The following is an 18005-nucleotide window of genomic DNA, read 5'->3' on the forward strand; positions in this document are numbered from 1 at the left end:
GCGCGGGAATCGGGCGACTGCGGTGCTGTCCGGAGGGTGGCGGTGACCGACGGTACCGGCGGCGGTACGTACCGCCGTGGACCGATCGGCAGTGCCGCCGCAACATCTTGCAAGGTCTTGCGAGGCCGAGCTGCGGGCTGCAATCGGATCGTCGCACTGCGAATTCACGACCGGCCCCTTCTCCTGTCAGGGGCGAGACGCTCCCGTCAAGAGGCTTGACGGCAACCGTGAGGACACGCGAATGTAACGATCGTCGAAGCTTGCAGAAATCTTCCGCAAACTCTTTCGGCCATCTTTCATCCTTGTTACGTTCCTCGTCGACCCGGCGCCGCGATGGAGCGGTACGGCAGTTGAAGGAGTTCAGATGCGACGTGGCATAACGGCCACCGCCCTGGTCGCGGCCCTGGCGCTTGCGGCGACCGCCTGCGGCAGCGATGACAAGTCCGACGGCTCGAGCAAGAGCTCCGGCGAGCTCTCCGGGACCGTTACATGGTGGGACACCTCCACCGTGGGCAGCGAGGACAAGGTCTTCAAGAAGATTGCCGAAGACTTTGAGAAGCAGCACCCGAAGGTCGACGTCAAGTACGTCAACGTGCCCTTCGGCGAGGCGCAGAACAAGTTCAAGAACGCTGCCCAGTCCGGCTCCGGTGCGCCCGACGTGATCCGCTCCGAGGTCGCCTGGACCCCCGAGTTCGCGGACCTCGGCTACCTCGCCCCGCTGGACGGCACCCCCGCCCTGCAGAAGGCGGACGACTTCCTCAAGCAGGCCGCCGCCTCCACCAAGTACAACGGCAAGACGTACGCGGTGCCGCAGGTCATCGACTCCATGGGCATCTTCTACAACAAGAAGATCTTCAAGGAGGCCGGCGTCGAGGTTCCCACCACTGTCGCCCAGCTGAAGACCGTCTCCAAGAAGATCAAGGAGAAGACCGGCAAGACCGGCCTGTACCTGCGCGGTGACGACGCGTACTGGTTCCTGTCCTTCCTGTACGGCGAGGGCGGCGACCTCGTCGACGCGTCCACCAAGTCCGTCACCGTCGACAACCCCGAGGGCGTCAAGGCGATGAAGGTCGTCAAGGACCTCGTCGACTCCGGTGCGGCCAAGACCGACGCGACGGACGGCTGGGAGAACATGCAGTCGTCCTTCAAGGACGGCAAGGTCGCCATGATCATCAACGGCCCGTGGGCCGTAGCCGACACGTACGCCGGCGCGGAGTTCAAGGACAAGGCCAACCTGGGCGTCGCTCCGGTCCCGGCCGGCTCCGCCGGGCAGGGCGCCCCGCAGGGCGGTCACAACCTGGCCGTCTACGCGGGCTCCAAGAACCTCGACGCCTCCTACGCCTTCGTCGACTACATGACGTCCACGAAGACCCAGGCCCAGGTCACCAAGGAGCTGAACCTCCTGCCGACCCGTACCTCCGCCTACTCGCAGGAAGCCGTCGTCGACAACGAGATCGTCGGCTTCTTCAAGCCGGTCGTCGAGACCGCCGTCGAGCGCCCCTGGATCCCGGAGACCGGCAGCCTCTTCGCCCCGCTCGTCACCGAGTACACCAAGGTCCTGACCGGCCAGACCACGCCGGAGAAGGCCGCCAAGGCCACCGGTGACTCCTACCGCAAGCTCCTCAAGGGCTGGAAGTAGCCAGAGAAAGGCAGGCCGACTGATGGCTGTCCACACCAGCCAGTCGGTGGCAACGGCCGCGGGCGACAATGTCGCCCGCGGCCGGAGCCGCGGTACTGGTACCCCACCGCCGAGCAGGTTCCGGCGGGCTCTGTCGACCCACTGGTACGCCTGGACGATGGTCGCCCCGGTCGTCGCCGTGATCGGCGTGATCATCGGCTACCCGCTGGTCCGCGGCATCTACCTGTCGCTGACCGACGCCAATGAGCGCAACGTCGAACGGTCCATCGGCGTCAACCACATGCCGGCGACGTACAAGTTCGTCGGCCTGGACAACTACGCCGACGCGCTCACGGGCAACCAGTTCCTCGGCACGCTCGGGTGGACCCTGGTGTGGACGGTCTCCTGCGTGAGCATCACGTTCGTCCTCGGCATGGCCCTGGCCAACATCCTCAACCGCCGGATCGCCGGCCGCTCGGTCTACCGGATGGCGCTGATCCTGCCCTGGGCCATCCCCGGCTTCGTCTCCGTCTTCGCCTGGCGCTTCCTCTACAACGAGGACCGCGGGCTGCTCAACAAGATCCTCTCCGGTGCCGGCGTCGACGGTATTCCGTGGCTCAACGACCCCACCTGGGCGAAGTTCTCCGTCATCGCCGTCAATGTGTGGCTCGGCGTGCCGTTCATGATGGTCGCCCTGCTCGGCGGTCTGCAGTCCATCCCCAGCGAGCAGTACGAGGCCGCCGAGATGGACGGTGCCACCGCCTGGCAGCGGTTCCGCCACATCACCCTGCCGGGGCTCCGGCCGGTCTCCACCACCGTGATCCTGCTGTCGACCATCTGGACGTTCAACATGTTCCCGGTGATCTTCCTGCTGACCCGCGGCGGACCGGGCGAGGCCACCCAGATCCTGGTCACCCAGGCGTACAAGTTCTCCTTCGAGATCAGCCCGCGCGACTTCGCGCAGTCCTCCACCTGGGGCGTGCTGATCCTCGTCCTCCTGATGCTCTTCGCCGCGGTCTACCGGCGAGTCCTCCGCACGCAGGGAGATAACTGGTGACCACCGCCCCCGCAACCACCGTCCGCCGCGCCGCCCCGGCCGCGCGCCACTCGGCCCGCAAGGTCCGGCCGCGCGGCGAGCGCTCGCCGCTCGCCTCCGTCGGACTGCACCTCACGCTGATCGTGGCGTCCGTGATCGCCGTGTTCCCCGTGCTGTGGGTCCTGCTGACCTCGCTGAAGCCCGCCGCGTACGCGACGACGACGGACTTCTTCAAGGACACGACCTTCGAGAACTACACCGGCCTGATCAAGGACACCGAGTTCCTGACCTGGTTCGGCAACTCGCTGGTCATCGCCGGGCTCACCACCGTCCTCGGTGTCTTCGTCTCCGCCACCACCGGCTACGCCGTCAGCCGCTTCCGGTTCCCCGGCAAGCGCGGGCTGATGTGGACGCTGCTCATCACCCAGATGTTCCCGGTCGCCGTCCTCATCGTGCCGATCTACAACATCATGTCGAGCCTGGGCCTGCTCAATCAGCCCGCCGGCCTCGTCATCACGTACCTCACCATCGCGGTGCCGTTCTGCGCCTGGATGATGAAGGGCTTCTTCGACACCATCCCGCGCGAGATCGACGAGTCGGGGCAGGTCGACGGCCTCACCCCGTTCGGCACGTTCTGGCGGCTGATCCTGCCGCTCGCCAAGCCCGGCCTCGCCGTCACCGCGTTCTACTCCTTCATCACCGCCTGGGGCGAAGTTGCATACGCCTCGGCCTTCATGGTCGGCGACGAGAACCTCACGCTCGCCGGCGGGCTGCAGAAGTTCGTCAACCAGTACGGAGCCCAGTGGGGGCCGATGACCGCCGCGTCCGTGCTCATCGCGATACCCGCGGCCCTGGTCTTCCTCTTCGCCCAGCGCCACCTGGTGACCGGCATGTCCGCCGGGGCCGTCAAGGGCTGACGCACCCAGCAGCACGACCCGCACGCACCAAGGAACGGCGGCGCCGGATCCCCGACCCGGTCCCGGCGCCGCTCCCCACCCAGACACCTCAGGGACGACATGACCCAGCACCTCGCTGCCCCCTCCACCGGCACGTCCGACGCTGCTCCGGGCCACCGCACCGGCTGGTGGCAGGACGCGGTGATCTACCAGGTCTATCCGCGGAGCTTCGCCGACGGCAACGGCGACGGCATGGGCGATCTCGCAGGCGTACGGGACAGACTTCCGTACCTCAAGGACCTCGGCGTCGACGCGGTCTGGCTCAGCCCGTTCTACGCGTCGCCGCAGGCCGACGCGGGCTACGACGTCTCCGACTACCGCGCCATCGACCCGATGTTCGGCACGCTGCTGGACGCCGACGCGCTGATCCGGGACGCCCACGACCTCGGCCTGCGGATCATTGTCGACCTGGTGCCCAACCACTCCTCCGACCAGCACGAGTGGTTCAAGCGCGCCCTCGCCGAGGGCCCCGGCTCCGCACTGCGCGAGCGCTACCACTTCCGCCCGGGCAAGGGCGCGGACGGCGAACTGCCGCCCAACGACTGGGAGTCCATCTTCGGCGGCCCCGCCTGGACCCGGACCACCGACCCGGACGGCACCCCCGGCGACTGGTACCTCCACCTGTTCGCGCCCGAGCAGCCCGACTTCAACTGGGAACACCCGGCCGTCGCCGACGAGTTCCGCTCGATCCTGCGGTTCTGGCTCGACATGGGCGTCGACGGTTTCCGCGTCGATGTCGCCCACGGCCTGGTCAAGGCCGAGGGCCTGCCCGACCTCGGCACCCACGACCAGCTCAAGCTGCTCGGAAACGATGTCATGCCGTTCTTCGACCAGGACGGCGTGCACGAGATCTACCGCTCCTGGCGCACCATCCTCGACGAGTACCCCGGCGACCGCATCGCCGTCGCCGAGGCCTGGACCCCGACCGTCGAGCGCACCGCCAACTATGTGCGCCACGACGAGATGCACCAGGCGTTCAACTTCCAGTACCTGTCCACCGACTGGGACGCCGCCGAGCTGCGCAAGGTCATCGACGTCTCGCTCGACGCGATGCGCCCGGTCGGCGCCCCCACCACCTGGGTGCTCTCCAACCACGACGTCACCCGGCACGCCACCCGGTTCGCCAACCCGCCCGGCCTCGGCACCCAGATCCGCACCGCGGGCGACCGCGGGATGGGCCTGCGCCGGGCCCGCGCCGCCAGCCTGCTGATGCTGGCGCTGCCCGGCTCCGCGTACGTCTACCAGGGCGAGGAACTCGGCCTGCCCGACGTCACCGACCTGCCCGACGAGGCCCGCCAGGACCCGTCGTTCTTCCGCGCCGACGGCCAGGACGGATTCCGCGACGGCTGCCGGGTGCCGATCCCGTGGACCCGCGAAGGCAGCTCCTACGGCTTCGGCAGCGGCGGCAGCTGGCTGCCCCAGCCGGCCAGCTGGGGTGAGCTGAGCATCGAGGCCCAGACCGGCAGGGCCGGCTCGACACTGGAGCTGTACCGGGCCGCGCTCGCCGCCCGCCGGGTGCACCCGGGGCTCGGCGCCGGGACCGCAGTGGAGTGGCTGGACGCACCCGAAGGGCTGCTGGCCTTCGCCCGCCCCGGCTTCGTCTGCACCGTCAACACGACCGGCCGGCCGGTTCGCATCCCGGTCCGCGGCCAGGTGCTGCTGTCCAGCAGCCCCGTCGTCACCGACGGCGCCGAGATCGAGCTGCCCGCGGACACCACGGTGTGGTGGACGGTGTGACCGTCCCTCTGCCCAGGACCGGCGGTGCGCTGAGGCTCTCGGACATCGCCGGTCAGGCCTCGGTCAGCGAGGCAACCGTCAGCCGGGTCCTCAACGGCAAGCCGGGCGTCGCCGACACCACGCGTCAGCGGGTGCTCGCGGCGCTCGACATCCTGGGCTACGAGCGTCCGGTACGGCTGCGGCAGCGCAGTGCCGGGCTGATCGGACTGGTGACCCCCGAGCTCACCAACCCGATCTTCCCGGCGTTCGCGCAGTCCGTCGAGCAGGTCCTGGCCGGGCACGGCTACACCCCGGTGCTCTGCACCCAACTGCCCGGCGGCGCCACCGAGGACGAGCTCGTCGAGCAGCTCGTCGAACGCGGCGTCGGCGGCATCGTCTTCCTCTCCGGGCTGCACGCCGACCTGTCGGCCGACCCCTCCCGGTACGCCGCGCTCACCGACCGTGGCGTGCCGTTCGTCCTGATCAACGGCTACAACGAGCGGATCAGCGCCCCCTTCGTCTCGCCCGACGACTCCGCCGCCGTGCGGATGGCCGTCGGACATCTCGCCGAACTCGGCCACCGCAAGGTCGGCTTGGCCATCGGGCCGCAGCGCTATGTGCCGTCCCGCCGCAAACGGGACGGCTTCGTCGACGCCGCCGTCAAGCTGCTGGGCCTGCCCCGCGCCGAGGCGGAACTCCTCGTCTGCTCCACGTTGTTCAGCGTCGAGGGCGGCCAGGTGGCGGCCGGGGCGCTGCTCGACCAGGGGTGCACGGGCATCGTCTGCGGCAGCGACCTGATGGCCCTGGGCGTGGTGCGTGCCGCCCGGGACCGCGGGCTCGACGTGCCGCGCGACGTGTCGGTGGTCGGCTTCGACGACTCGCAGCTCATCGCGTTCACCGATCCGCCGCTGACGACGGTGCGGCAGCCCGTGCAGGCGATGGCGGCGGCCGCGGTCGGCGCGCTGCTGGAGGAGATCGGCGGCAGTCCCGTGCAGCGCACGGAGTACGTGTTCCAGCCGGAGCTGGTGGTACGGGGGTCCACCGCCGCGGTCCGTCCCGCGTGACGGCCTGACCGAACGCACAGCGGCACGCACAGGAGAGGCACCGGGAGTCGGCCCTGGACAGGGCCGGCGGGGAGTGAGCGACTCCGGGTGCCTCTCTTGCCGTGACCGGCCCGGCCGGCCGGGCGCGTGGGACCCCTGGGGTGCCGGGGCCCCCGGCCGACCGGGCCGGAGTCGGGATGAACTTAACAGTGCCGCAATATTTTGCGTAAGTCCTTGCAGGAAGAAAAATGCAAGATTTCGTCGATGTGAGCGGGATGTAAGCGGGTCGTGTCCAGGGGGTTGACCCGGATGGGGTGGGCTCGTACGGTCAGCTCCGCGGCAAGCTTTGCATTCTTGCAGCAAGAACCTTCAGGAGCCTTGAGGGCAGGGCGCGTTGCCACGTGAGGCTGCACCGTCATCCCCGCATTTCCCCCCACCGCAGGAGGAAAGACATGGCACGCAGACCACTGTCTGCAGCGCTCGCTCTGATAGCCGGCGCCGCCGCCCTCATCCCCACCGCCACTCCCGCCCAGGCGTCCGCACCCGGCAACAAGGACGTCACCGCCGTGATGTTCGAGTGGAAATTCGACTCCGTCGCCAAGGCCTGCACGGACTCCCTCGGCCCGGCCGGCTACGGCTACGTCCAGGTCTCGCCGCCCCAGGAGCACATCCAGGGGAGCCAGTGGTGGACCTCGTACCAGCCGGTCAGCTACAAGATCGCCGGACGGCTCGGCGACCGTACCGCCTTCGCCGCCATGGTCAGCACCTGCCACAGCGCGGGCGTCAAGGTCGTCGCCGACTCCGTCATCAACCACATGTCGGCCGGCTCGGGCACCGGCACCGGCGGCTCCTCGTACACGAAGTACAACTACCCCGGCCTGTACTCCTCGTTCGACATGGACGACTGCACCGCACAGATCAGCAACTACCAGGACCGGGCCAACGTCCAGAACTGCGAACTCGTCGGGCTCGCCGACCTCGACACCGGTGAGGACTACGTCCGCGGCAAGATCGCCGGATACCTCAACGACCTGCGCTCGCTCGGCGTCGACGGCTTCCGCATCGACGCCGCCAAACACATGCCCGCGAGCGACCTCGCCAACATCAAGTCGCGGCTGACCGACCCCGGCGTCTACTGGAAGCAGGAGGCGATCTACGGGTCGGGCGAAGCCGTCTCGCCCGACGAGTACACCGGCACCGGGGACGTCCAGGAGTTCCGTTACGCCCGCAGCCTCAAGCAGGTCTTCAACAACGAGAACCTCGCCGAGCTGAAGAACTTCGGCGAGGGCTGGGGCTTCATGCCGTCCTCGAAGGCCGGGGTCTTCGTCGACAACCACGACACCGAGCGCGGCGGCGACACCCTGAACTACAAGGACGGCGCCAACTACACCCTCGCCAACGTCTTCATGCTGGCCTGGCCGTACGGCTCGCCCGACGTCCACTCCGGCTACGAGTGGTCCGACAAGGACGCGGGACCGCCCAACGGCGGCACGGTGAACGCCTGTTACAGCGACGGCTGGAAGTGTCAGCACGCCTGGCCGCAGATCTCCTCCATGGTCGGCTTCCGCAACACCGCGCGAGGCGAGGCCGTCACCGACTGGTGGGACAACGGCGGGGACCAGATCGCGTTCGGCCGCGGGTCGAAGGCGTACGTCGCCATCAACCACGAGGGCTCGTCGCTGACCCGTACGTTCCAGACGTCGCTGCCCGCCGGCAACTACTGCGACGTCCAGTCCGGCAACGGGGTGACCGTCAACGGCTCCGGACAGTTCACCGCGACGCTCGGCGCGAACACGGCTGTCGCACTGCAGGTGAACGCGCGTACCTGCACCGGCAGTGGCACCACCGACCCGGGTACGGGTACCTCCGGCGCCTCCTTCGGTGTCAACGCGACCACCCAGCTCGGCCAGAACATCTACGTCACCGGGAACCAGTCCGCGCTCGGCAACTGGAACACGGACAGCGCGCTCAAGCTCGACCCGGCGACGTACCCGGTCTGGAAGCTGGACGTGAGCATGCCCGCCGGTACGTCGTTCGAGTACAAGTACGTCCGCAAGGACGCGAGCGGCGTCGTCACGTGGGAGAGCGGCGCCAACCGCACGGCGACGGTGCCGTCGTCGGGCAAGGTGTCGCTGACGAGCGACGTCTGGCGAAGCTGAACCCGGCGTCCGGGCCGGGGCGGCTGACCATGTCGTCCCGGTCCGGGGGCTGAACCGGGGGGCGGTGCGCCTGGGGCGTCTCCTCGGGTGCCGCAGACCCGACACCGTGCGCAAACCGTCCATTTACTGCGTCACCCTGCGGGGATCGCCCCGATACGTCCCCTCCCGGCGTACCGCCGCCGACTCGGGGGCGTCCAGTGCCGGAGGCCCCTGGTTCCCCGGGGCGGGGTGTACCAGGGCGATCCCCGCAGGACGACGCAGTAAGGGCGCGGCTTCCCCGCGGTGTCGGGGAGTCTGCGGCGTCCGAGGAGACGCCCTGGTGGACCCCGACCCCCCGGCCCACCCCACGAGTCCGTCCGCCCCGAGAACCCCTGCAACACCGATCAAGGAGACCTCACCCGTGTCCCGTACCTCCCTCAGACGGGGAGCCGTCGCCGCTCTGTGCGCGGCGCTCATACCCGTCGTCCCGGCGGCAGCCACCTCCGCTGCGCCGAGGCCCCCGGGCCCGCCGTCGGACGCGGCGCTCGCCGCCGAGTCCGCCCGGCACGATCTGACCCGCGAGCAGTTCTACTTCGTCATGCCCGACCGGTTCGCGAACGGAGACACCTCCAACGACCGCGGCGGGCTCACCGGTTCACGGCTGGAGACCGGCTACGACCCCACGGACAAGGGGTTCTACCAGGGCGGCGATCTCAAGGGCCTGACGGACCGGCTCGACTACATCAAGGGCCTCGGCACCACTGCCATCTGGCTCGCCCCGATCTTCAAGAACCGCCCCGTGCAGGGCACCGGCAAGGACGCATCGGCCGGGTACCACGGCTACTGGATCACCGACTTCACCCAGGTCGACCCGCACTTCGGCACCAACGCCGACCTGTCGAAACTGATCGACAGGGCCCACGGCAAGGGCATGAAGGTCTTCTTCGACGTCATCACCAACCACACCGCGGACACCGTCGACTACGCCGAGAAGAAGTACGGGTACAGGCCGAAGGGCGCCTACCCGTACCTCGACCGGGACGGCCGCCCGTTCGACGACAGCAAGGGCCTGGCGAAGGTCGACGCGGACTCCTTCCCGTACACGCCGAAGAACACCGGGGAGAAGGTCCCGGCCTGGCTCAACGACCCGACGATGTACCACAACCGCGGTGACTCGACCTACGCCGGCGAGTCCACCACGTACGGTGACTTCTCCGGCCTCGACGACCTGTGGACCGAGCGTCCCGAGGTCGTCTCCGGCATGGAGAAGATCTACGAGAAGTGGGTCCGCGACTTCGATATCGACGGGTTCCGGATCGACACGGTCAAACACGTCGACCTGGACTTCTGGACCCAGTGGGCGACCGCCCTCGACACCTACGCAGCGCGGCACGGCCGCGACGACTTCTTCATGTTCGGCGAGGTCTACTCCGCCGACACCGCCCTCACCTCCCCGTACGTCACCCAGGGCCGGCTCGACGCGACGCTCGACTTCCCGTTCCAGGAGGCGGCCCGGCAGTACGCCTCGCAGGGCGCCCCGGCCTCGAAGCTCGCCGCCGTCTTCGGCGACGACTACCGGTACACCACCGACAAGGCCAACGCCTATGAGCAGGTGACCTTCCTCGGCAACCACGACATGGGCCGCATCGGCGCGTTCCTGAAGCAGGACAACCCGAAGGCCGACGACGCCGAGCTGGTCGACCGGGCCCGCCTCGCCAACGAGGTGATGTTCCTCAGCCGCGGCAACCCCGTCGTCTACTACGGCGACGAGCAGGGCTTCACCGGCGCGGGCGGCGACAAGGACGCCCGCCAGACGATGTTCGCCTCGAAGACCGCCGACTACCTCGACGACGACCAGCTGGGCACCGACCGTACGCACGCCTCCGACGCGTACGACACCGGCCACCCGTTGTACCGGAACATCGCCGCGCTCTCCGAGCTGACCAGGAAGAACCCGGCCCTGCGTGACGGCGTCCAGACCGAGCGGTACGCGGAAGGATCCGTCCTCGCCTTCTCGCGGACGGACCCCGAGCGGTCGAACGAGTACGTCGTGGCCACCAACAACGGCACCGCTGCCAGGACGGTCGAGCTGCCCACCGCGTCGGCCGCCATGAACTTCCGTACGCTGTACGGCGGTTCCGGTACGGTCCGCAGCGGCGCCGACAAGAAGATCACCGTCACCGTGCCCGCCCTCTCCAGCATCGTGCTGCGCGCCGAGAAGCGCCTGGGCGCCCCGGCCGCCAAGCCCTCGATCACGCTGACGGCACCCGCCGCCGGAGCCACCGGCACCGTGGAGATCTCCGCGGATGTCGACGGCGGATCCCTCAACCGGGTCGTCTTCGCCGCCCAGACCGGCAACGGCACATGGGTCACCCTCGGCTCCGCCGACCACGCCCCGTACAAGGTGACCCAGCACCTGGACAGCAAGGTGGCGGCGGGAACACCGCTTCGCTACAAGGCCGTTGTCGTCGACCGCACCGGACGCACCGCGAGCGCCCTCGCCTCGACGACCGCGGGACAGGCCCCGGCGGACGGAAAGCCCGTCGCCGTCGAGCGCGACTACGCCGTCGTCCACTACAAGCGCGCGGACGGCGACTACGACGGCTGGCAGATCGAGTCGGGCGACAGGTCCGCCGAGTTCACCGGACGCGACGCCTACGGCGCGTTCGCCTGGATCAAGCTCGACGAGGGCGTGTCCTCCGTCCCGTACACCGTCGAGAAGGACGGCACCGCCGACGGGCCGCAGCGCACCGTCGACCTCGCGAGGACCGGGCAGGTCTGGATCGAGCAGGGCAAGGACGGCCAGGCCGACGAGGCCCCCGAGGGCGCCTACCCCGCGCAGGACCCGACGAAGGCCGTCCTGCACTACCACCGGGCCGACGGCGACTACGACGGCTGGGGACTGCACACCTGGACCGGCGCCAAGGAACCCACGGACTGGTCCAAGCCGCTCCAGCCGGTGAAGAAGGACGCCTACGGCGTCACCTTCGAGGTGCCGCTCACCGACGGCGCCACCTCGCTCAGCTACATCCTTCACAAGGGCGACGAGAAGGACCTCCCCAGCGACCAGTCGCTCGACATCGCCACGTACGACCATGAGGTGTGGATGATCGCCGGCCAGCCCGGCTATCTGCTGCCGCAGACCGGCGGTGTGCCCACCCCCGACCTCACCAAGGCCGAGGCACAGTGGATCGACTCCGACACCGTCGTGTGGAAGGTGAAGGCCGGCGACGCCACCAGCCAGCAACTCGTCTACGCGAAGGACGGCGGGATCTCCGTCGTCGACGGGGCGCTCTCCGACGAGGGCCGGTGGCTGCGGCTCACCCCGTCCGCGCTGACCGACGTCCAGAAGGCGAAGTACCCGCACCTCAAGGACTACCCGGCGTTCACCGTCGACCCGCGTGACCGGGACAGGGTCCGCGAGGCGCTGCGCGGCCAGCTGATCGCCACCCAGCGCGCCGCCAACGGCGCTCTGCTCGCCGCCACCGGCGTACAGAGCGCAGGCGTGCTCGACGACCTGTACGGGAAGAACGCGAGCACCACGGCGCTCGGCCCGGTCTTCGGCCACGGCCGTCCCACCCTCTCCGTCTGGGCTCCCACCGCGCAGACCGTCGCCCTGGAGCTCGACGGGAAGAACATCCCGATGCGGCGCGACGACCGCACCGGAGTCTGGTCCGTCACCGGCACCGCGCAGTGGACCGGCAAGCCGTACCGCTACGTGGTGAAGGTGTGGGCGCCCACCGTCCAGAAGATCGTCACCAACAAGGTCACCGACCCGTACTCCACCGCCCTGACCACCGACTCGGCCCGCAGCCTCGTCGTCGACCTCGACGCCCCGGGTCTCGCGCCGAAGGGCTGGACCGGCCTGAAGAAGCCCGCCGCCGTCCCGCTGCGGGACGCCCAGATCCAGGAGCTGCAGATCCGCGACTTCTCGATCGCGGACCCCACGTCCAGGCACCCGGGCGAGTATCTCGCCTTCACCGACACCCGCTCGGACGGGATGAAGCACCTCAAGGAGCTCGCCGACTCCGGCACGAGCTACGTCCACCTGCTGCCCGCCTTCGACATCGGCACCATCCCCGAGAAGAAGTCGGCCCAGCAGAAGCCGGCCTGCGACCTGTCCGTGTACGCCCCCGACTCCGAGGAGCAGCAGGCGTGCGTGGCGAAGGCCGCCGCGAACGACGGGTTCAACTGGGGCTACGACCCGCTGCACTACACGGTCCCCGAGGGCTCGTACGCCTCCGACCCCAACGGCACCGGGCGCACCGTGGAGTTCCGGCAGATGGTGCAGGGACTGAACGGCGCCGGGCTGCGGACCGTCATGGACGTCGTCTACAACCACACCGTCGCCTCCGGCCAGGACGACAAGTCCGTCCTCGACCGGATCGTGCCCGGCTACTACCAGCGGCTCCTGGACGACGGCACCGTCGCCACCTCCACCTGCTGCGCCAACACCGCGCCCGAGAACACCATGATGGGCAAGCTCGTCGTGGACTCGATCGTCACCTGGGCCAAGGAGTACAAGGTCGACGGCTTCCGCTTCGACCTGATGGGCCACCACCCGAAGGCGAACATCCTCGCCGTCCGCAAGGCGCTCGACGCGCTGACCGTGGCCAAGGACGGCGTCGACGGGAAGAAGATCATCCTGTACGGGGAGGGCTGGAACTTCGGTGAGATCGCCGACGACGCCCGTTTCGTCCAGGCCACCCAGAAGAACATGGCCGGCACCGGCGTCGCCACCTTCTCCGACCGGGCTCGCGACGCCGTCCGCGGCGGCGGCCCGTTCGATGAGGACCCCGGCGTCCAGGGCTTCGCCAGCGGCCTCTACACCGACCCCAACACCTCGACCGCCAACGGCACCCGCGCCGAACAGAAGGCCCGGCTGCTCCACTACCAGGACCTGATCAAGGTGGGCCTGACCGGCAACCTCGCCGACTACACCTTCACCGACTCCTCGGGCCGTACGGTCAAGGGTTCGGGTGTCGACTACAACGGGGCCCCCGCCGGATACGCCGCGGTCCCCGGCGACGCCCTCGCCTACGCCGACGCCCACGACAACGAGTCGCTGTACGACGCGCTCGCCTTCAAACTCCCGGCAGCCACCTCGGCGGCCGACCGCGCCAGGATGCAGGTCCTGGCGATGGCGACCGCCACCCTCTCGCAGGGCCCGTCGCTCTCCCAGGCGGGCTCGGACCTGCTGCGCTCCAAGTCCCTGGACCGCAACTCGTACGACAGCGGTGACTGGTTCAACGCACTGCACTGGGACTGCCGGGACGGCAACGGCTTCGGCCGCGGACTTCCCCCGGCAGCCGACAACAAGTCCAAGTGGTCGTATGCCAAGCCACTGCTGACCGCCGCAGCGCTCAGCCCCGGCTGCGCGCAGATCAACGGTGCGTCCGCCGCGTACCAGGACCTGCTCACCATCCGCACGACGGAGAAGGAGTTCGACCTCTCCACCACGGAGCAGGTGCAGTCCGCCCTGTCGTTCCCGCTCTCCGGGAAGGACGAGACGCCCGGCGTGATCACGATGCGGCTCGGAAAACTGGTGATCGTCCTCAACGCGACCCCCGGCACCGAGCACCAGCAGATCGCGGAGCTGGCCGGGAAGGACTACGCCCTGCACCCCGTCCAGGCCACGGGGGCGGATTCTACTGTCAAGAAGGCTTCGTACGAGAGGAGTTCGGGAAGCTTCACCGTCCCGGGACGCACGGTGGCCGTGTTCTCCCTGAGGTGACCTGGACAGGACTACGTTGAGGGCAGCCGTCGGGGAGTGAGCCACATCCCACACTCCCGGGCGCGCCCCTCCCACCACATGGACCGGTCACGGCCCGCTGTCCCGTACGCACAGGCGATGGGCGCATGCCCGCGCCGTACGGGCCGGCGGGCCGGTTCAGCCCGCCCCGGCCGCCCGGGGGGAAGGAGCAGGGCGCCCCGGCACTCCACCGGCGGAGCAGGTTTCGATCGTGCCGCGTGCCGGACAGTGACAGTGACGGTGACCATGGTGGGAAACATTCCCGAGGAGACAACGAGCTTTGTCGGACGCAAGGCGGAACTCGCCCGGCTCGAACACATGCTTGGTGCCTGTCGGCTGACCACACTCGTCGGCGCCGGAGGCGTCGGCAAGACCAGACTCGCGGTCCGCGCCGCCCGGCAGGCCGCACCCGCCCATCGCGACGGAGCCTGGTGGGCGGATCTCTCCCCGCTCCAGGGCGACGGACCACTCGTCGCGACCGTGTGCGACGCCGTCGGGCTCCCCGACCACACCCTGCGCATGCCCATCGACGCCCTGTGTGAATGGCTGACCGACAAACAGCTGTTGCTCATCCTCGACTCCTGCGAACATCTGCGCCCCTCCTGCGGTCATCTGCTCGGCGAGATCCTTACCACGTCGCCCGGCCTCACCGTGCTCGCCACCAGCAGACAGCCCCTCGACATCAAGGGCGAGCAGCTCATCGAGGTGGCACCGCTGCCGGTCGAAGGGGCGGCCGACGCACTCACCCTGTTCCGGGACCGGGCCCGCGCCGCGGACCCCGACGTCACCTTCGACGCACCGGGCGACGCCGAGGCCGCCGCCGAGATCTGCCGCCGCCTGGAAGGCATTCCGCTCGCCATCGAACTGGCCGCCGGAGGCATCGGCCGGCACACCGTCGAGCAGGTCGCCGCACGGATCGGCTCCCGCTTCGACGTACTCACCGACTCCTCGCTGTGGCCGCCGCGCCACCGCACCCTGCGCACCACGATCGGCTGGAGCCACGAACTCTGCACCCCGCTGGAACGGCTGCTCTGGGCCCGGCTGACCGTCCTGCGCGGCGACTTCGATGAAGCGGCCGCCCGTGAGGTCTGCGCCGAAGGACCGCTCACCGAGGACGGCGTGGTCACCGCGCTGAGGGGACTGGTCGCCAAGTCCGTCGTCAAACGGGACGGAGGGCGGCACCGGATGCTCGACACCATCCGTGAGTACGGGCGGATGTGGCTCGCCGAGCTCGGCGAGGAACCTTCGACGCCTCGCGACGCGCCTCACCGTACGCCGTAACCTGTCCGACCCTGACCTTTCGGACACCGCGCGGCCCCAGGTGCCGTCGAGGACACCCGCAGCAGCGGCTCGGGCCAGGTGCCGTCGAGCGTCCCTTGCAGGAGGTTGCCCGGCGGTGATGCGAGCCCCGAGGAGTCCGGGGCGGGTAGTGAATTCCCTTGTGTGGTCGCGCTGATCACCGTAAAGGTGGGTCTGACAACGGTCCGTACCGCACCCCGGAGCCTCAGATGCCACAGATCACCGTCGACTACTCCGCCGAGCTCGACGACGCCTTCGACCGCCGCGGCTTCGCGCAAGCCCTGCACCCGCTGGTTGCCGAGACGGTCACCACGAAGATTGCCGCCTGCAAGACCCGCTTCCGCCGGGTCGACGAGTCCGTCGTGGCCGACGCCGCCACCGGCGACGCGATCCTGCACATCTCGATCGGCCTGCTGCCCGGCCGCACCGACGAGATCAAGGCACAGCTCACCGAGTCCGTACTGGAGCTGCTGACCGCCCACCTCAAGGACGCCGAGGGCCTCACGGTCCACGCCTCCGCCGAGACCCGCGACCTGGACCCGTCCTACCGCAAGCGTTGACCCGTACGGTCGTCAGGACAACCGCTGCGAGGGCACAGCCGGCACGGCGGGCGCGAAGGCGGAGAGCCGCGCCAGCAGATCTCCGAACGGCCCGTCGACCGGCTCCTCGGCGAGGACCCGCAGCACGATGGCCGCCATCTCCGTGTCGTACGCCGCACTCACCGCGGCCAGCGCCGCGAAGTCGTGCACCAGCTGCATCTCCAGCTCGGCGCGGGGAATCCGCCGCCCGTCCAGCCAGATCAACGCCGTCGACTCGGCGAGCGAAACCCACGACCGCACGACCAACTCCAGTCGCGCCGGCGAATCCGTCACCCCAAGGTGGGCGATGATCTGCTCGTACGCCGCCTGCCGCACTCCGTCGATCATCGCGTTCGCCGTCGACGACCCGACCGCGGGCCCGCCCCGCATCAGCGCGGAGAACCCGGGTCCGTGCTCGTCGACGAAGTCGAAGAACCGCCCCATGACCCGCAACAGCCGTGCTCCCAGGGGTCCTTCACGCGGCTCCAGGAATCGCCCCGCCAACTCGTCGGCCGCCCGCCGCAGAGCCGCCTCGTACAGGCTCTGCTTCCCCGGGAAGTAGTGGTAGACGAGAGGCCGGGAGATCCCGGCGGCGGCAGCGATCTCATCGATGGACACCTCGTCGGGGGCGCGGTGGCTGAACAACTCCAGCGCGACACCGATCAGCTGCTGCCTGCGCTCATCGACGCCCATCCTGCGCCGCACCCCGGTCGTCATGCCACCAGCGTACCGACCGGGCCGGGAAGGGGGCTCGGTGGTGTCCGGGCGGCCCTGCGCCCGCACCTCCCTACAGATCCAGTACCAGCCGCTCCCCCCGGCACCGCGACACGCAGATCAGCATCGAGTCGTCGCGTTCCGTGTCCGTCAGGAGTTCGTCGCGATGGTCTATCTCGCCCTCAAGTACGCGCTGTTGGCACGTTCCGCAGAAGCCCTGTTCACAGGAGTACGAGACATACGGGAGTTCCTCGCGGACCGCGGCCAGGATCGACTGGCCGGCTGCGACCCGGACCGTACGGCCGGTGCGGTGCAGTTCCACGTCGAAGGAGCCGGAGCCGGCCGGTGATGTGGCCGCTGCCGTGAAGCGTTCCAGGTGCAGGGCGCAGTCCGCCGGGAGTGCGGCCGCGACCGCGTCCATCAGCGGTTCCGGGCCGCAGCAGTAGACCGCCGTGCCGGGCGCGAGGTCCATGAGGGCTGCCGCCGCGTTCGGGTGGCCGGATTCGTCCTCCGGTACGACCGTGACGCGGTTGCCTTCCGCGCCGAGCTTCTCGATCTCGTCCAGGAACGGCATCGAGGTGCGCGTACGGCCTCCGTACAGCAGTCGCCAGTCGGCGCCGGAGGCGGCAACCGCCCGCAGCATCGGGAGGATCGGGGTGATGCCGATGCCGCCCGCGACGAAGACGTACGCGGGCGCTTCGGCGACGAGCGGGAAGCGGTTGCGGGGGCCGCGGACCTCGACCTCCACGCCCTCGTACAGCTGGGCGTGGACCTCTCGCGAACCGCCGCGGCCGTCCTCGACCAGTCGGGTCGCGACCGTGTACGTGTCAGGCGCGGCCGGGTCACCACAGAGCGAGTACTGACGTACCAGGCCCGAGGGGAGGACGAGGTCCAGGTGGGCTCCGGGCTGCCAGGCGGGGAGATCCGGGCCCTCCAGCCGGAGTTGGACCACGCCGTCCGCGGGCGTGGTCCGCTCGGTGATCAGGAGACGGCGGGTGGTGGGGGAACGGCGGCCGGAGTGACCCGAGACCGGTTCCTCCAGGGCAGGCAGCGGCCACAGCGGGGACTTCTCGATGCGGCGGTGCAGGGCGCGCTTGGCGAGCAGCGCGGCGCCGGTCACGAGAAGGACGGTGCGCAGGCGGGGCAGGGCCATGG

10 protein-coding genes and 1 pseudogene are annotated in these 18005 nt (G+C 69.4%); 9 read left to right on the forward strand and 2 right to left on the reverse strand.

What is annotated here, in order from left to right; genetic code table 11:
• The first annotated feature begins 364 nt into the window (after positions 1–364).
• From OHA03_RS21865 to OHA03_RS21905, 9 genes and pseudogenes are all read left to right on the forward strand, one after another.
• The gene (locus OHA03_RS21865; RefSeq protein WP_267005486.1) at positions 365–1639 is read left to right on the forward strand and encodes an extracellular solute-binding protein; all 1275 of its coding nucleotides are present in this window, start codon (positions 365–367) and stop codon (positions 1637–1639) included.
• Between the two features lie 22 nt (positions 1640–1661).
• Positions 1662–2675: a carbohydrate ABC transporter permease gene (locus OHA03_RS21870; RefSeq protein WP_267005487.1), complete on the forward strand. Its 1014-nt coding sequence runs from the start codon at positions 1662–1664 to the stop codon at positions 2673–2675.
• Positions 2672–3571, forward strand: coding sequence for a sugar ABC transporter permease (locus OHA03_RS21875; RefSeq protein WP_267005488.1), 900 nt, complete (start codon positions 2672–2674; stop codon positions 3569–3571). The genes OHA03_RS21870 and OHA03_RS21875 overlap by 4 nt, the downstream gene beginning before the upstream one ends.
• Positions 3572–3670: 99 nt before the next feature.
• Positions 3671–5347 carry a glycoside hydrolase family 13 protein gene (locus tag OHA03_RS21880; RefSeq protein ID WP_267005489.1) on the forward strand — a complete coding sequence of 559 codons (1677 nt, stop codon included), beginning with the start codon at positions 3671–3673 and terminating at the stop codon, positions 5345–5347.
• Entirely contained in the window at positions 5332–6390 is a 1059-nt protein-coding gene (locus tag OHA03_RS21885) for a LacI family DNA-binding transcriptional regulator (protein WP_267005490.1), read from the forward strand. The genes OHA03_RS21880 and OHA03_RS21885 overlap by 16 nt, the downstream gene beginning before the upstream one ends.
• Positions 6391–6821: 431 nt before the next feature.
• On the forward strand, positions 6822–8528 hold the full coding sequence (locus OHA03_RS21890; protein WP_267005491.1) for a carbohydrate-binding module family 20 domain-containing protein: 1707 nt from the start codon (positions 6822–6824) through the stop codon (positions 8526–8528).
• Positions 8529–8928: 400 nt separating this feature from the next.
• Complete coding sequence (gene pulA, locus OHA03_RS21895; protein WP_267005492.1) at positions 8929–14241, forward strand: pullulanase-type alpha-1,6-glucosidase; 5313 nt, start codon at positions 8929–8931, stop codon at positions 14239–14241.
• 264 nt (positions 14242–14505) lie between these two features.
• A pseudogene (locus OHA03_RS21900) lies at positions 14506–15501 on the forward strand (regulator); the annotation flags it as partial.
• A gap of 266 nt (positions 15502–15767) precedes the next feature.
• Positions 15768–16118 (forward strand): 5-carboxymethyl-2-hydroxymuconate Delta-isomerase, encoded by a 351-nt coding sequence (locus tag OHA03_RS21905; protein ID WP_267005493.1) that lies wholly within the window; start codon positions 15768–15770, stop codon positions 16116–16118.
• A 12-nt stretch (positions 16119–16130) separates the two neighbouring features.
• Here the strand turns inward: OHA03_RS21905 and OHA03_RS21910 are convergent, their stop codons facing one another.
• Both OHA03_RS21910 and OHA03_RS21915 read right to left on the reverse strand, forming a co-directional pair.
• A complete protein-coding gene (locus OHA03_RS21910) occupies positions 16131–16853 on the reverse strand; it encodes a TetR/AcrR family transcriptional regulator (protein ID WP_267005494.1) in 723 nt (240 codons plus the stop codon).
• 70 nt (positions 16854–16923) lie between these two features.
• Positions 16924–18003: a PDR/VanB family oxidoreductase gene (locus OHA03_RS21915; RefSeq protein WP_267005495.1), complete on the reverse strand. Its 1080-nt coding sequence runs from the start codon at positions 18001–18003 to the stop codon at positions 16924–16926.
• Positions 18004–18005 lie beyond the last annotated feature (2 nt).

This window comes from Streptomyces sp. NBC_00154, assembly GCF_026342835.1.
Lineage (GTDB): Bacteria > Actinomycetota > Actinomycetes > Streptomycetales > Streptomycetaceae > Streptomyces.

Coding starts and splice junctions, on each gene's coding strand:
- OHA03_RS21865 (WP_267005486.1), top strand. CDS start 365: ATGCGACGTGGCATAACGGCCACCGCCCTGGTCGCGGCCCTGGCGCTT.
- OHA03_RS21870 (WP_267005487.1), top strand. CDS start 1,662: ATGGCTGTCCACACCAGCCAGTCGGTGGCAACGGCCGCGGGCGACAAT.
- OHA03_RS21880 (WP_267005489.1), top strand. CDS start 3,671: ATGACCCAGCACCTCGCTGCCCCCTCCACCGGCACGTCCGACGCTGCT.
- OHA03_RS21890 (WP_267005491.1), top strand. CDS start 6,822: ATGGCACGCAGACCACTGTCTGCAGCGCTCGCTCTGATAGCCGGCGCC.
- OHA03_RS21905 (WP_267005493.1), top strand. CDS start 15,768: ATGCCACAGATCACCGTCGACTACTCCGCCGAGCTCGACGACGCCTTC.
- OHA03_RS21910 (WP_267005494.1), bottom strand. CDS start 16,853: ATGACGACCGGGGTGCGGCGCAGGATGGGCGTCGATGAGCGCAGGCAG.
- OHA03_RS21915 (WP_267005495.1), bottom strand. CDS start 18,003: ATGGCCCTGCCCCGCCTGCGCACCGTCCTTCTCGTGACCGGCGCCGCG.